General features: G+C 75.4%; 12 protein-coding genes. 6 read left to right on the forward strand and 6 right to left on the reverse strand.

Translation table 11 applies throughout. The features are described from left to right. Nucleotides 1-23 precede the first annotated feature (23 nt). The gene (dapD, locus tag IF23_RS0112720) at nt 24-1,013 is read left to right on the forward strand and encodes a 2,3,4,5-tetrahydropyridine-2,6-dicarboxylate N-succinyltransferase (protein WP_030282996.1); all 990 of its coding nucleotides are present in this window, start codon (nt 24-26) and stop codon (nt 1,011-1,013) included. A gap of 121 nt (nt 1,014-1,134) precedes the next feature. Further along, complete coding sequence (locus IF23_RS0112725) at nt 1,135-2,010, forward strand: EI24 domain-containing protein (protein WP_030282998.1); 876 nt, start codon at nt 1,135-1,137, stop codon at nt 2,008-2,010. Nucleotides 2,011-2,079: 69 nt separating this feature from the next. On the opposite strand, the gene IF23_RS0112730 is transcribed toward IF23_RS0112725, so the two are convergent. Next, a complete protein-coding gene (locus tag IF23_RS0112730; protein WP_030283000.1) occupies nt 2,080-3,927 on the reverse strand; it encodes an endonuclease/exonuclease/phosphatase family protein in 1,848 nt (615 codons plus the stop codon). Nucleotides 3,928-4,146: 219 nt separating this feature from the next. On the opposite strand from IF23_RS0112730, the gene IF23_RS0112735 reads away from it, so the two are divergent. Together IF23_RS0112735 and IF23_RS0112740 are read left to right on the forward strand one after the other, a co-directional pair. Further along, a complete protein-coding gene (locus IF23_RS0112735) occupies nt 4,147-5,631 on the forward strand; it encodes a hypothetical protein (RefSeq protein WP_030283002.1) in 1,485 nt (494 codons plus the stop codon). 465 nt (nt 5,632-6,096) lie between these two features. Continuing rightward, complete coding sequence (locus tag IF23_RS0112740; RefSeq protein ID WP_030283004.1) at nt 6,097-7,431, forward strand: alkaline phosphatase PhoX; 1,335 nt, start codon at nt 6,097-6,099, stop codon at nt 7,429-7,431. Between the two features lie 69 nt (nt 7,432-7,500). Here the strand turns inward: IF23_RS0112740 and IF23_RS0112745 are convergent, their stop codons facing one another. From IF23_RS0112745 to IF23_RS0112755, 3 genes are all read right to left on the reverse strand, one after another. Continuing rightward, nucleotides 7,501-8,829: a TerD family protein gene (locus IF23_RS0112745; protein ID WP_030283006.1), complete on the reverse strand. Its 1,329-nt coding sequence runs from the start codon at nt 8,827-8,829 to the stop codon at nt 7,501-7,503. A gap of 105 nt (nt 8,830-8,934) precedes the next feature. Next, nucleotides 8,935-9,207, reverse strand: a complete 273-nt coding sequence (locus IF23_RS0112750; RefSeq protein ID WP_030283008.1) for a GlsB/YeaQ/YmgE family stress response membrane protein — start codon at nt 9,205-9,207, stop codon at nt 8,935-8,937. A 154-nt stretch (nt 9,208-9,361) separates the two neighbouring features. Continuing rightward, the gene (locus IF23_RS0112755) at nt 9,362-10,171 is read right to left on the reverse strand and encodes an NAD-dependent epimerase/dehydratase family protein (protein WP_030283009.1); all 810 of its coding nucleotides are present in this window, start codon (nt 10,169-10,171) and stop codon (nt 9,362-9,364) included. A gap of 326 nt (nt 10,172-10,497) precedes the next feature. Here IF23_RS0112755 and IF23_RS0112765 point away from each other — a divergent pair, with 326 nt between their 5' ends. Both IF23_RS0112765 and IF23_RS0112770 read left to right on the forward strand, forming a co-directional pair. Continuing rightward, on the forward strand, nt 10,498-11,472 hold the full coding sequence (locus IF23_RS0112765) for a 5-dehydro-4-deoxyglucarate dehydratase (protein ID WP_030283011.1): 975 nt from the start codon (nt 10,498-10,500) through the stop codon (nt 11,470-11,472). Then, nucleotides 11,472-12,680, forward strand: coding sequence for a hypothetical protein (locus tag IF23_RS0112770; RefSeq protein WP_030283013.1), 1,209 nt, complete (start codon nt 11,472-11,474; stop codon nt 12,678-12,680). Before IF23_RS0112765 ends, IF23_RS0112770 begins: the two co-directional genes overlap by 1 nt. A gap of 65 nt (nt 12,681-12,745) precedes the next feature. On the opposite strand, the gene IF23_RS32035 is transcribed toward IF23_RS0112770, so the two are convergent. Both IF23_RS32035 and IF23_RS0112780 read right to left on the reverse strand, forming a co-directional pair. Continuing rightward, a complete protein-coding gene (locus IF23_RS32035) occupies nt 12,746-13,366 on the reverse strand; it encodes a sortase family protein (protein WP_157848009.1) in 621 nt (206 codons plus the stop codon). A gap of 387 nt (nt 13,367-13,753) precedes the next feature. Further along, on the reverse strand, nt 13,754-14,524 hold the full coding sequence (locus tag IF23_RS0112780; protein WP_030283017.1) for an IclR family transcriptional regulator: 771 nt from the start codon (nt 14,522-14,524) through the stop codon (nt 13,754-13,756). Nucleotides 14,525-14,639 lie beyond the last annotated feature (115 nt).

Consider the following 14,639-nt stretch of genomic DNA (forward strand, 5'->3'; position numbering starts at 1 on the left):
GGCCCTCCGGTTAGGTTTTCGGCATGACCGATGCTGCTACCTCCCGTACGACCGGCGCCGTCGCCGCCGGGCTCGCCACCGTCACGCCCGACGGCACCGTCCTCGACACCTGGTTCCCCGCGCCCGCCCTGGACGCCGCGCCCGGCCCGGCCGGTACCGAGCGGCTGACCGCCGAGCAGGCGGCCGAACTGCTGGGCGAGGCCGCGCCGCAGGCCGTCGGGGTGGACCCGGTCCGCGGTGTCGAGGTCGTGGCCGTCCGCACGGTCATCGCCTCGCTCGACGACAAGCCGCTCGACGCGCACGACGTCTACCTCCGCCTCCACCTGCTCAGCCACCGGCTCGTGGCGCCGCACGGCCTGAGCCTGGAGGGCCAGTTCGGGCTGCTGGCGAACGTCGCCTGGACCTCGCTCGGCCCGGTCGCCGTCGACCAGGTGGAGACGGTCCGCCTCCACGCCCGCGCCGCGGGCAAGCACCTCCAGGTCACCAGCGTCGACAAGTTCCCGCGGATGACCGACTACGTCGCGCCCGCCGGGGTGCGGATCGCCGACGCCGACCGGGTGCGCCTGGGCGCCCACCTCGCGGCCGGCACCACCGTCATGCACGAGGGCTTCGTCAACTTCAACGCCGGTACGCTCGGCACCTCCATGGTCGAGGGCCGGATCAGCGCGGGCGTCGTCATCGGTGACGGCTCCGACATCGGCGGCGGCGCCTCCACCATGGGCACCCTCTCCGGCGGCGGCAAGCAGATCATCGCCATCGGCGAGCGCTGCCTGCTCGGCGCCGAGTCCGGCATCGGCATCGCCCTCGGCGACGAGTGCGTCGTCGAGGCCGGTCTCTACGTCACCGCCGGGACCCGCGTCACGCTCCCCGACGGCCAGGTCGTCAAGGCACTGGAGCTGTCCGGCGCCGACAACATCCTCTTCCGCCGCAACTCCACCACCGGAGTCGTCGAGGCCCGCCCGAACAAGGCGACGTGGGGCGGCCTCAACGAGGTGCTGCACAGCCACAACTGACCGGCCCCGGCCGTGTGCCGCGGACGCCCCCGTACCGCCTGGTACGGGGGCGTCCGCGTGCCCGCGCGCGGTTGTCCACAGCCCTACCGGCCGGGCGCGGGCCGAACGTAGGGTTTGCGGCATGCGTGATCTTGCGGCGGGGATGCGGTATCTGGTCAGGGGACAGCGGTGGGTCGCCGGGCACGGGCGGTGGTGGGGGTTCGGGATGATCCCGGCGCTCATCGCCCTGGTGCTCTACGGCGCGGCGCTGACCGTGCTCGCGCTCTTCGCCGGGGACCTCGCGGCCTGGGCCACGCCGTTCGCGGACGGCTGGGGCGCGCCGTGGCAGGGGCTGCTGCGCGGCCTGTTCACGGCGCTGCTCGTCGCCGGGGGGCTGCTGCTCTCGGTGCTGACGTTCACGGCCGTGACGCTGCTGATCGGCGACCCGTTCTACGAGTCCCTGTCGGAGCGGGTCGAGGAGTCCGAGGGGCACTGCCCGAGCGCCCCGGACCGGTCGCTGTGGCGGGAGATCTGGATCGCGCTCCGCGACAGCGTCCATGTGCTGCTGCGTGCGGCGCCGTTCGGCATCGCGCTGTTCGTGCTGGGCTTCCTGCCGTTCGTCGGGCAGACCGTCGTCCCGGCCGTCGGGTTCTGCGTCTCCGGTTTCTTCCTCGCCGTCGAGCTGACGTCGGTGGCGATGCAGCGCCGCGACATACCCGTGCGGGAGCGGCTGCGGCTGCTCGGCGGCCGCAAGGCGCTCGCCGTCGGCTTCGGCACCCCCGTCGTCCTGCTGTTCCTCATACCCTTCGCCGCGGTGTTCCTGATGCCGGGCGCGGTGGCCGGGGCGACGCTGCTGGTACGCGATCTGGCGCTCGGGGAGTCGGATCCGGGGGCGGCGGACGGGCCGGGCGCCGAGGTGCCGGTGGGTGCCGGGGTGCCGCCGGTGGCCGGGGCGTCCGCCGCGGGAGGCGGGTTCGGGCCGCCGCCCGCGCCGTTCACCCCGGGCCCGGGGGCCTGACGGGGCCCGGGGCGCGGGCGGCCTCGCGGCGGCCCGCCGACCGGTCACCGGCGCCCCGGGCGGGGTGGCTCAGGGGCGGATCCGCAGTACCTGCGGGTCGTGGTCGCTGGCCTGGTCGGCGTACTCCGCGTTGAGGTGCACCACGTCGTAGTCGGTCTTGCTCAGCTGCGGGCTGGTGAGCATGTGGTCGAGGACCTGGGAGTTGCCGGAGTAGACATAGCCGTAGCGCTCGGCGCGGGGCAGTCCGTTGACCTGGTCGGTGAGGACGCCGCCCGCGGTGAGGGTCTTCAGGGCGGGGGAGAACTGGTAGTCGTTGAGGTCACCGGCGACGACCACCTCGGCCTTGGCATCCTTGGCCAGCAGGCCCTTGACGAAGGTGTTCACCAGACCGGCCTGGGCGGTGCGCTGCTTCTCGGAGCTGCGGGCGGGCTGCTGGAAACGGCTGTCGAGGCCCTGGTCGCCGCCCTTGGAGTTGAAGTGGTTGGCGACGACGAAGAACCGGCGCTCCGGGTGGCCCTTGACGGCGAACTGGCCCACCAGCGGCTTACGGCTGTCCTGCCACGCCGGGTCGGTCGGCGCGATCCGCCCGGGGGAGGCGGAGAGCGTCGCCCGGCCGTGGTCGGCGCGGGGCTCGACGGGGGTGGTGGCGTCGCCGCCGGGGATGTCGGTGAAGCTCACCTTCGCGGGGTTGTAGAGGAAGGCGACGCGGATGTTGCCGCCGGGCTGGCCGCCGTCCTTGTCGTTCTCCGGGTCGATCTGCCGCCACTCGTAGGCGGGGCCGCCCGCCGCTTTCACGGCGGCGGTCAGCTTCTTCAGGGTGGCGTCCGCGGCGACGGTGCCGTCGTCGGTCGGCCCGCTGTTGTCCTGGACCTCCTCCAGGGCCACCACGTCCGGCCCGGCGAGGTTCTTGACCAGGCCCTTCGCCAGCCGGTCGAACTTGGCCTGCGGGGTGGCGGGGGAGAGGTTCTCGACGTTGTACGTCGCGACGGCCACCTCACCGGGCTTCGAGGCGCGGGTGGTCTCGGGCGCCGGAGCCTTGCCGGTGACCTTCCCCAGCGCGGTGGCCTGGAGGGTGTAGCCGCCGAAGTTGTCGTAGTCCAGCGGGCCTTCGGTGGTGCCGCCGAGGGTGGTGCCGACATCGGCCACCGGGAAGGGGTCCGTGTCGAGCGGCAGCAGCGAACCGATCTTGATCCGGGCCGGGTTGGGATCGGCGTACGAACCGTAGAGGACGCCGCCGCGAGCGGTGCGGGAGTGCTTCGGGTCGGCGGTGACCCACAGTTCGTGGTGGGCGTTGGTCGGGCCGACGACGGGGGCGTCGGCGACCGAGACCCGCATGCCCTCCAGGGACTCGTAGCGGTCCAGGGCGTAGGAGCGGGGGCGCAGCGGCAGCGACTCGATGCTGCCGCCGTCCGCGTCGGGGGCGTAGGCGGCAGGTATCGCGGCGGCGTCGAGGCGGACGGCGGCGGGCAGCGGTTGGCCGGACGCGGTGACCTGCCAGGTGGCGCCGGTCAGCTCGGTGACGGACTGGAGCCCGGCGTCCTTGCCGCCCGGGTAGTACTCCTCGACCGTGCCGTCGACGGTGACCGCGTCACCGACGGCGACCTGCGGTGTCGTCTTCCCGGTGAAGACGAAGAGCGCCTCGCTGGTCGCCGGGTCGTCGTCCGGCTTCGGGTCCTGCACCCAGAAGCCGCGGGCGGAGCCGAAGGTGCGCAGCGCGGTGACGACGCCCGGCACCCCGGAGACCTGCTTCCCGGCGAGCGGGGAGAGGCGGGTGGTGCCCTGGATGTCGTGGATGCGGGTACCGGCGGCGTGGGCGGTCTGCGGGAGCACCACCAGTCCGGCGGCGAGGGCGGCGGCCACCGCGGCGGCGACGGTGACCGGTCTGCGGAGCGGACGGCGGGACGGCGAGGACGGCATGGTGGCGCCTCCGGAGGGGGGAAGGAGTGGGTGCGGAGTGGGGGGTGGGCGCGTGATCCGCGCCTTCTACGCGCGTCAATCTCTTGTGTGCCCAGGGGAGTTGTCAAGGTGTTCCGGATGACCGGGAGAGGGCCGCGGGGTGAACCGTCCGGCATGCGGGGAATTCCGTCTACGCTGGGGCGCGCACGAGCCGAAGTCCTCCGAGGAGCTGAGCCCCAGATGTCCGCAGACCGCCCGACCCTGCCGCCGGTGCGGCTGCACTCCGATGCGGAACTGGCCCGGGACGCGCTGAGCGCCCCCTTGATGGCGCGGGCGGCGCAGCTCGCCCGCTGGGCCGAGCGGGGTGTCCCCGTCGGCGTCGGCGGCGAGATCCTTCAGGAGTCGCTCGGCGCCGCCACCGAGCACCTGGGCCTCACCGCCGACGAGGACGGCCCCGGGCTCACCGCCGAGGCGTGGCAGCTCGCCGTCGACACCGGCCTCGTCGAGGTCGAGGAGACCGAGGAGACCGGCGAGGAGGACGCGGAGGACGGCGCCGCCGTCGGTCTGGCCAAGCCCGGTGAGGAGCTGGCGCAGCTCACCGGCGGCAGCCCGCGGGACGTTCTCGACATCTGGCTCGGCGGCATGGAGACGGTCCTCGCCGACGCGGTCGCCCCGGACCTCGCCGACCTCGCCGATCAGCTCGCCGACGGCGGCGAACTGGACCTCGACGCCCTCGACTGGAACCCGGAGGAGGAGGCCGAACTCCTCGACGGGATCCTCGGCAACCTCTACCTGCTCACCGCGCTCGGCGACGAGCCCGGCCAGAGCGTGCCGCTGCCCGCGCTCGCCGCCTCCATGATCGTCCCTGATGACATGGACGAGCCGACCGACGACATCCTCGAAGAGGTCTCCGAGGCGATGATGCGCCTGGACGATCAGTTCCGGGTGCTGGAGCCCATCGGTCTGGTGGCGTACCAGCCGGTCGACGAGGCGCTCATCGAGGAGCTGGACGACGCGGGCGACACCGTCCGCGCCGCCGAGCCGCTGACCGACGAGGACGTCACCCGCTACGGCATGGTCCGGCTGACCCCGCTCGGCGTCTACGCGGTCCGCGCCCGGATGCAGGAGGCGGGCGTGTACGCCCCGGCCGTCGGCGATCTGCGGGACGCCGCCGCCGGGACGCTGCTGGAGGAGCTGCCCGACTACCCCGAGGACCTGGCGCGGGAGGAGTCCGAGCAGTGGCTCGCGCCCCGTACGCCGTCGGCCGCCGCGGGGGAGCTGCTGGTGGCGGCCCGCGGTGACGACGAGCGGGCCCCGCTGCGGCGGCTCGCCGCGCAGCAGACGCTGGCGCTGGTCGGCGCGGAGGCGGAGCCCGCGTTCCGGGAGGTGCTGGACGACCGGCAGCTGGGCGGGCTGGCCCGGGTCTGGCTGGCCGAGCGGGGGCTCGCCGACATCCCCGAGCCGTCCCAGGACATGATCTTCTGGCTCACCGTCGACACCATCGCCGCCCAGCTGGGCACGGACGAGGAGGACACCGAGGAGCTGCGCGACCTGGTCGTGGGGCTGACCGGCCAGCACAGCGGCTTCTTCGACGCGGTCTGGCGGGTGGACCACCCGGCGACCGCCGACGTCCTGGAGGCGATGGGCCGACTGCACCCCGACCGCAAGGCCGCCAAGGAGGCACGCAAGGCCGCCTACAAGGCGCGATCGCGCGCGGCGAACTGAGGCCGCGCGGGGCGGAGACGGCGCGGAGACGCGGACGGCCGGGAGAGTCCGGTACGGCGGGCGGCGTGGGCACGAGGGTGTCGGCGCCGCCCGTTGGCGTTCCCGGGGAGCGGGAGGGGGAGGGGGAGGGGGAGGGGTGGCGCCGGGGTGTGGGCGGGTGGTGGAGGTGCTGCGGGGCCGGTCCGGACGGGGCATGGCCGGTCGCCCGGGGCCGGGGCAGGGCCCGGGCCTCGGGCGAGGTGAGCGGCGGGAGCCCGGAACCCGGCGGCGGCTGAGCCTCGTGCACGCCCCCGGCCGCTCGGCCGCCCGGTCACAGGCGGTTGCCCGGCCGCCCGGCGCTCCGGCTGCATGTGCCGACGCCCCGCTTCCGGCCCGTCGTGCCCCGTTCAACTCCCGTTCGCGGGCGGGCGGGAACGTGTGCCCCGTAGCCGTACGGGACCGAATCGGGCCGTCCAGGAGATGACCATGCCGCTGACCCGGAGAGACCTCGCCACCCGTTCCGCCGCCACCGGCGCGGGGGGCGCCCCGGCCGGGAGCGCGGGGGGCCTGGCCGCCGCACCGGTGGCGGTCGCCGCGGGCGCCGGGCCCGCCACCGGCGCCGCCGCGCACGGCCCGGGCCCCGGGCCGCTCGTCCCCGACCCGGACGGCATCCTCGCGCTGCCCGCCGGGTTCGCGTACCGCCTCGTCACCCGCGCCGACGGCACCACGCCCGACAGCGGCGAGCCCACGCACCACGGCGGCACCGGCGCCTTCGCGGGGCCGCCCGCCGCCACCCCGCTGGTCGACAACCACGCGTCGCAGAGCCCCCGGAACGACCGGCCGCACCCGGTGCCGCCCGCCGAGGAGCCGGTCCACGAACCGGCGGCGGCCGGGGGCCGCACGGCGGTGGAGGTGGCGCCGGACGGTACGCCGATCGGCGAGCGGGTCGGCCTCGCGGGGACGTCCGCCCACCGCGCGGGCGGCGTCACCCCCTGGGGCACCTGGCTGACCTGCGAGAAGACCGAGGGCCGGGCCGGGCGGCGGGGGATGCCCCGGGACCACGGCCATGTCTTCGAGAGCGACCCGCACGACCTCGCCGAGGGCCGCGACCCCCGGCCGCTCAAGGCGCTGGGCCGCTTCACCCACGGAGCCGTCGCCGTCGACCCGCGCCGCGGCCACCTCTACCTCACCGAGGACGCGGACACCCCCGACGGCCTCTTCCACCGCTGGACCCCGCCGCCCGGCTTCCACCACGGACGCGGGCGGCTGCGGACCCTCGCCGCGGACGCGGGCGTGCTCGCCGCGGCCCGCTGCTACGACTCCGGTGGCCGCTTCGTCGCCGCCCTCTCCCGGGTGACCCGCCCCGGCACGGTCTACGGCGTCGACTGGATCGAGGTCCCCGACCGCGACGCCCGCACGGTCCCGGTACGCGAGCAGTTCGACGACGGTGAGATCACCCGCGCCGGGAAGCCGGAGGGCATGTGGTGGGCCGACGGCGGCGCGTACCTCGTCTTCTCCCGCGCCCGCGGGGAGGGCCCCGGGCGGCGCGACGGGCAGGTGTGGTTCCACGACCCGAGTTGCCGGACGCTCACCCTCACCCTGCGGTTCGGCGTCACCCCCGGCCCGGGGCGGAACGGGGCGTCCGACGGCCCCGGCGCCCCGCCGCACGGCGGCCCGGTCATCACCGAGGACGGCGAGTCCACCGGCCGCGCCTTCTCACCCGACGGGCGCACCCTCTTCATCCCCCTCCAGGAACCCGGCCTGATGGCTGCCGTCACCGGCCCCTGGCACCGCCAGAACCGCCCCGGCCACCGGCGGTGACACCCGTATGACCCCGGGGCACGTCGGAATCCTGGGTGCCCCGGGGCCAACCGGTACAACTCGCGCTGATCAGAGCGCCGCTCCGCCCGGCTTGGTCATTCCGCGGACCGTTCGGGCGTCGACGAACTCGCCCAGTGCCGTCATCTCCCACTCGCCGGAGTACTGCCGGATGAGCTTGGCCATCAGGACGCCGGTGCGCGGCTCGGCCGAGGTGAGGTCGAAGCGGACCAGCTCCGCGCCGGTCCGGGCGTCGGTGAGGCGGCAGTACGCCTTGGCCACCTCGGTGAACTTCTGGCCGGAGAAGGAGTTCACGGTGAAGACCAGGCCGGTGACCTGCGGCGGGATGCCGCCGAGATGGACGGTGATGGTCTCGTCGTCACCGGAGCCGTCGCCGGTGAGGTTGTCGCCGGAGTGCTGGATGGCGCCGTCGAGGACGGACAGCTTGCCGAAGAAGCAGTTGTCGACCTTCTTGCGGTCGGGGCCGTAGGCGATGACGGAGGCGTCCAGGTCGATGGACTTGCCGCGGAACGCGGGCTCCCAGCCCAGGCCCATCCGGACCGAACCGAGCAGCGGGCGACCGCCCTTGACCAGCGAGACCGTCTCGTTCTTCCGCAGGCTGACCCGGCCCTTGTCCAGATTGACCTTCCCGGCGACGGGCGGCGCCGCGGGCGGCGGGGGCGTGGCGCCCGGCGGCGGGGCCAGCGGGGCGGGGGAGCCGGTCGGCGGTGCCCACTGCCCGGCGGGCGGCGGCACCGGGGCGCCCTGCGGCGGGGCGGGCGGCGCGCCCCACTGCGCGGCGGACGGCGCCGGAGGGGCGGGAGCGGCCTGCGGGGCCGGAGCGGGCGGGACGGGCGGTGCGGCCGGGGGTGCGGGGGTGGCGGCCGGGGCGGCGGGTGCCGTCGGTTCCTCGACGGTGACGCCGAAGTCGGTGGCGATACCGGCGAGTCCGTTCGCATACCCCTGGCCGACGGCGCGGACCTTCCAGGCGCCGCCCCGGCGGTAGATCTCGACGACGACCAGCGCGGTCTCCGGGCCGAGCCCGGACGGGGTGAAGGAGGCGAGGACGGCGCCGGTGTCGGCGTCGCGCACGGTGCCGGTCGGTTCCGTACCGGCGAAGGTGGCGCCGGGGGCGTCCGGGCTCGCGGTGACGACGATCTTCTCGATCTCCGCGGGGATCGCCGTGGTGTCGACGGTGATGGCGTCGCCGCCACCGGACGCCCCGGCGCCGTGGGTCACCCCGGGGCCGCCGCTGGGCTGGTTGTAGAAGACGAAGTCGTCGTCGGAACGCACCTTGCCTGCGGCGGTGAGCAACAGGCCCGAGACGTCCAGCCGCACGGGGGCGGTGACGTCCACCGCCACCCGCGCGGCGCCGAGCGGGAGATTCGAGCCAGGAGTCATTGCGGTCATGTCAGCAGTAACGAACGGCTCGCTTTTGCGGTTCCATTACCCGGCCCGTCCGGGGGCACGGCTCCGCGGATCCGCCCGGACGGGCCCGGGCGGTCGTCAGTGGCGCTCGCGGGAGTTGCCGAAGAGCAGCCGGTAGAGGATCAGCAGCACGAGGGAGCCGGCGATGGCCGCGACCCAGGTGGACAGGTCGAAGATGTCCTTCGGTATGGGCCGGTCCAGGACCTTGACGGACAGCCAGCCGCCGACGAACGACCCGACGATGCCGGTGAGCGTGGTGCCCACCAGGCCGCCCGGGTCCCGCCCCGGCAGCAGGATCTTGGCGATGACGCCCGCGATCAGCCCCAGGACGATCCAGCTGACGATACCCATGGTGTGTTTCCTCGTTCCTGCGCACCGTGGCGCCGGTGTGACGTGCGGATTCGGTATTTCTGACGTGTCGCCCTCAAGGACGCCGTGGAGGGGGTGCGAGTTCCCTCCGGCGGCGGATCGGAGGACGGACCGCCCGACCGTACGCGGGTCGGGCTCAGTGCGGCCAGCGGGGCGGGTCGGTGCAGAACGCGCCGCCCAGATGGGCATGGGCCGGTTCGTCCGGATCCAGCTCCCCCTGGGCCGCGAGCAGCGCCGCCGCGTACGGCTCGGAGTCGTCCTGGGGTGCGTACCCCAGGGCGCGGGCGGTCGACAGGTCCCACCACAGGCGGGTGTTGGCGGACGAGGCGTAGGCGACGGTGTGGCCGACGTCCTCGGCGGTGAGGGCGGCGTGCAGCAGCCGGGCGCAGTCCGCCGGGCTCAGCCAGATCGACAGCATCCGCACGCTGGTCGGCTCGGGGAAGCAGGAGCCGATGCGCAGTGAGACCGTCTCGATGCCGTGCCGGTCGTGGTAGAGGGAGGCGAGGTCCTCGCCGAACCCCTTGGACAGCCCGTAGAAGGTGTCGGGGCGGCGCGGGGTGTCGATCCCGATGGCGGCCGAACCGTCCGCCGGGCGCGGGGTGAAGCCGACGGCGTGGTTGGAGGAGGCGAAGACGACCCGGCGCACCCCCTCCTCGCGCGCCGCCTCGTAGAGCTGGTGGACGCCCTCGATGTTGGCCCGCAGGATCTGCTCGAACGACGCCTCCAGGGAGATCCCGGCGAGGTGGATGATCGCGTCGGCGCCGCGGACCGCCGCGCGCAGCGCCTCGCGGTCGGCGAGCGGTGCGGTGATCGCGTCGGGGGCGTCCGGCACCGGCCGCTCGTCGAAGAGGCGCAGCCGGTAGCCGTACGGGGGCAGCAGTCCGCGCATCAGGGTGCCGAGGCCGCCTGCGGCGCCGGTGAGCAGGACGGTGCGGGGTGCGGGCATGGGCGATCCTCCGGCGGAACGGCGCGGCCCCGGAACGCCGACACACACGGACGGGGTTCAGAGGTGTGGACACGATCGTCAGCACCGTAGGGAGCGTGCTCAGCGGCGGTCAATACGCCGACGAGGGCGGCGTGTTCGGTGTGCGCGCGGGACCCTTGACCGGCGGCTGGGCGCTGCTCTAGCGTGGCGCCGTTCAGAGATGTGGACACTGGTCAGAGACGTGCACGACGGGTGGTGACCGCCGTGCGTCCGCGGCCGGATCCGCAGTCCGCCGGTGCCGCGGGAGCCTCCGCGCCGCGGTACGCACCGCACGCCAGGGAGAGCCCGTGACCTCAGCCTCGCCGCTCGCCGACCGCCTCGACGGAGTGCTGTTCTTCCCCGTGACCCCCTACGCGCCCGACGGCACGGTGGATCTGGACGCCTACCGCGCCCATGTGCGGCGCGGCGTCGACGCCGGGGCGGGCGCCGTCTTCGCCTGCTGCGGCACCGGGGAGTTCCACGCCCTGACGCCGGAGGAGTTCGCGGCGTGCGTCGGCGTGGCCGTCGAGGAGACCGCGGGGCGGGTGCCGGTGGTCGCCGGGGCGGGCTACGGCACGGCGCTCGCCGCCCACTTCGCCCGCCTCGCCCACGAACGCGGCGCCGACGGACTGCTCGCCATGCCGCCCTACCTCGTCCACGCCGGTCAGCAGGGGCTGCTCCGCCACTACCGGGCGCTGGCCGCCGCCACCGAACTGCCGGTCGTCGTCTACCAGCGGGACAACGCCGTCTTCACCCCGGAGACCGTCGTCGCGCTCGCCCGCACCCCCGGCGTCATCGGCCTCAAGGACGGGCTGGGCGACCTCGATCTGCTCCAGCGCATCATCAGCGCCGTCCGCACCGAGGCCCCCGGCGCCGACTTCCTCTACTTCAACGGGCTGCCCACCGCCGAACTCACCGGCCCCGCCTATCTGGGTCTGGGCGTGCGCCTGTACTCCTCCGCCGTCTTCGCCTTCGCCCCCGAGATCGCCCTCGCCTTCCACCGGGCGCTCACCACCGGCGACCGGGCCACCGTCGACCGGCTGACGGACGGCTTCTACCGCCCCCTCGTCGACCTGCGCAACCAGGGGCACGGCTACGCGGTCTCGCTCATCAAGGCGGGTGTCCGGCTGCGCGGTCTGGACGCGGGCGAGGTCCGGCCGCCGCTCGCCCCGCCGGACCCCCGGCACGTCGAGGAGCTGCGCGCCCTGCTCGACCACGGGCTCACCCTGCTGCCCGGCGGCAGCGACGGCGCGAACGGCGCGGCGGACGGGGCCCGCGCCTGATGCGCGCCGCCGCCTTCCTCTACCCCTGGGACGTGGTCGGCGACCCGGAGGCCGCACCCCGCCTCGCCGACCTGGGCATCCGTCAGGTCACCCTGGCCGCCGCCTACCACTCCACCCGCGCCCTGACCCCGCGCCACCCGCGCCACCGCGTGGTCACCGCCCGCCGCTCCGCCGTCCTCTACCCGCCCGACCCGCGGCGCTGGGCGGGCCGGGCGCTGCGCCCCGCCGTCCAGGACTGGATGCCGGGCCCCGACCCGTACGGGGAGGCCGCGGCGGCGCTGGCGGACGCCGGGATCGAGGTGCACAGCTGGGTGGTCCTCGCCCACAACTCCCGGCTGGGCGAGGAGCATCCGGACACCTCCGTCCGCAACGCCTACGGCGACCGCTACCCCTGGGCGCCGTGCATCGCCCGCCCCGAGGTCCGCGACCACCTCGTCACCCTCGCCGCCGAGGCCGCCGTACGGCCCGGGGCGCACGGCACCGAGCTGGAGTCCTGCGGCTGGTACGGCATGGCCCATCTGCACGCCCACGACAAGGTCGGCGGCGTACCGCTGTCCGGCGCCGCGCAGTACCTGATGTCGCTCTGCTTCTGTACGGAGTGCCGCCGCGGGTACGCCGGACTCGGGGCGGGCGCCGACGAACTGGGCGCGGCGGTGCGGCGGGCGCTGGAGCCGGTGTGGGCCGGGGCGGCGGCGCCCGCCGCGGCGGACCGGGCGGGGGAGTGGGCCGCCGTCGAGACGCTGCTCGGCGCCGACCGGGCGGCCGTGGTGCGGGCCTGGCGGGCGCGGGCGGCCGGGGGGCTGCGGCGCGCCGCGGTCGCCGCCGTCCGGGAGGCCGCCACCCCCGGCTTCCGGGTGCTGCTCCACGCCGACCCGGCCGCCCACCGCTGCGGCGCCAACGTGGGCACCGACCCGGCGGGGGTGTTCGGGTACGCCGACGGTGTGGTGGTGCCGTGCGGCCCGGACCCGGCGCAGCGGGAGGGCGCGCTGACACCGTTCGCCGCGGCGCCGGACGCGGCCGGTGGCGTCCTCGCCGCCAACTTCACCGTCGTCTCCGGCATGGGCGGCAGCCCCGGAACCCTCGCCGCGGACGCCGCCCACGCCGCCGCGCTGGGCGCCGGGGAGCTACGGCTCTACCACGCGGGCCTGGCGAGCGACCGGGATCTGACGGCCGTCGGCACCGCCCTGGCCGCTCTGGGCGCGCGCTGACGAACGGCTGGACCGGGGCGGCTCCCGCGGGCCGCCCCGGCCGTCTGTGGCCCCCCTGGGGGTGGCTATCCGGCGCCGGTGAGACGGTCGGACACGACGCCGCGCTCCGTGTCCCCGCAGGTCAGCAGGGGGAGTTCCGGCCGGGCGGCGTCGTGGGGGAGGTCGCCGAGGACGGTGTCCCGCTCCGGGGACCCGGCCGCGTCGACGGTGAGGAGGGTGGTGCGGCCGTCCGCGCGGCGCACCGCGACGGTGCTGACCGGCGGCAGCGCGGCCGGTCCGCGGAAGGCGGCGGGCCCGGTGGCGGCTGCGCCCGGGCAGCCGGGCGGGACGCCGTCGCGGTACCGGCCCGCCGCTGCGGGCAGGCCGACGGACGGCGTCCGGAGCGCGCCGTGGGTGTCGGGAGCAGGGCCGGTCCCGGACGGCGGGGCGTCGGATCCGGCCGCCGGTATCCGGAGGCGGACCGGCGGGGAGGACCGCGGTGCGGGCGGGGCGGCGTCCCGGGCCGCGGTGCGCGCCGCCGGGCCGCCGGACCCCAGGGCGGCGGGCGGTCGCTGCGGTGCGGTGGCCCGGGCGCCGACGGCTATCAGCCACCCTCCGGCCCCCACCGCGGCCAGCGCCAGCACCACCGCGCCGTTGCCCGTCCCACGTCGTCGTCTGCCCGGTACGGTGCCGGGCGCGCCGGGCATCTCAGGCCCGCCCGGCGGCGCGGCGAAGCGGCCCGCGGGCGCCGGTGGGGCGCCGCGGGGCGACGCCTGGGGACGGGCGGCTGGCGAACACGACGAACCTCCGTGAGGTACGGACGCGGCGCCCGTGCGCCGCCGGAACGTCGGGTTCCGTACCTGCTCACTCCGAGATAAACCGCCCGGCGCGCCGCGAGCCTGCTGACGTCATGTCAGAACGCTCCCGGCCGACCGGCCCGCCGCCCGACCGGATCGCGATCTTCGCAGGTCGGACGGTGTGTCAACGGCGTGTCGGGGTCGTCCGGGCCACGCTGGGGTGAACGGGTGAGCCGCCACGGCCCGCCCGCCGCTCCGCCCGCAGGTGGCACGGCGTGGCGCGGTGCGCGGCGGCGGTCAGAGCCGACGGGTCGCCAGCAGCAGCCGGTCACGGGCGTCGAAGAGGGTGTCCTTGAGCAGCTGCTCGTGATCGGGCGTCAGCCGCGCCACCGGCACCGAGCAGCTGATCGCGTCGCGCGCCGGGGTGCGGTAGGGGATCGCCACGCCGAAGCACCGCAGCCCCAGCGTGTTCTCCTCGCGGTCGACCGCGTACCCCTGCTCGCGGACCGTGTGCAGCTCCTCGATCAGCTGCTCGCGGTCGGTGAGCGTGTGCTCGGTCAGCGCCGCCAGCTTCGCCGGGAGCAGCTCGCGCACCTGCTCGTCCGAGTAGGTGGCCAGCAGCGCCTTGCCGAGCGAGGTGGAGTGCGCGGGCAGCCGCCGCCCCACCCGGGTGAACGGCCGCAGATAGTGCTGGGACTGACGGGTCGCGAGATAGACGACGTTGACGCCGTCCAGCCGGGCGAGGTGGATGGTCTCGGTGGTGTCGTCCGAGAGCCGGTCCAGCGTCGGCCGGGCCGCCGCGACCACGTCGTCACCGTCGATGTACGAGGTCCCGACGAGCAGCGCCCGCACCCCGATGCCGTACCGCGTACCGGTCGCGTCGGTCTCCACCCAGCCCAGCTCGACGAGGGTGCGCAGCAGCATGTACAGACTGGACTTGGGATAGCCGACGGCTTCCTGGACGGCGGCGAGGCTGTGCATACCGGGGCGGCCCGCGAAGTACTCCAGCAGCTCCACCGTCCGTACCGCGGACTTGACCTGCGCTCCACCCGTCTCCGCAGCTGACATCGCCCTTGACCCCTCTGATCGGCCCGCCCTAGAGTCCCAGGGATTCAGCATCCGGGACGCCGTTCACCATATCGAACGGCGTCCGGCCTGCGGCAAGAGCGCGCTCGGGAGGAAT

The organism is Streptomyces catenulae (assembly GCF_000718015.1).
Taxonomy (GTDB): Bacteria; Actinomycetota; Actinomycetes; order Streptomycetales; family Streptomycetaceae; genus Streptomyces; species Streptomyces catenulae.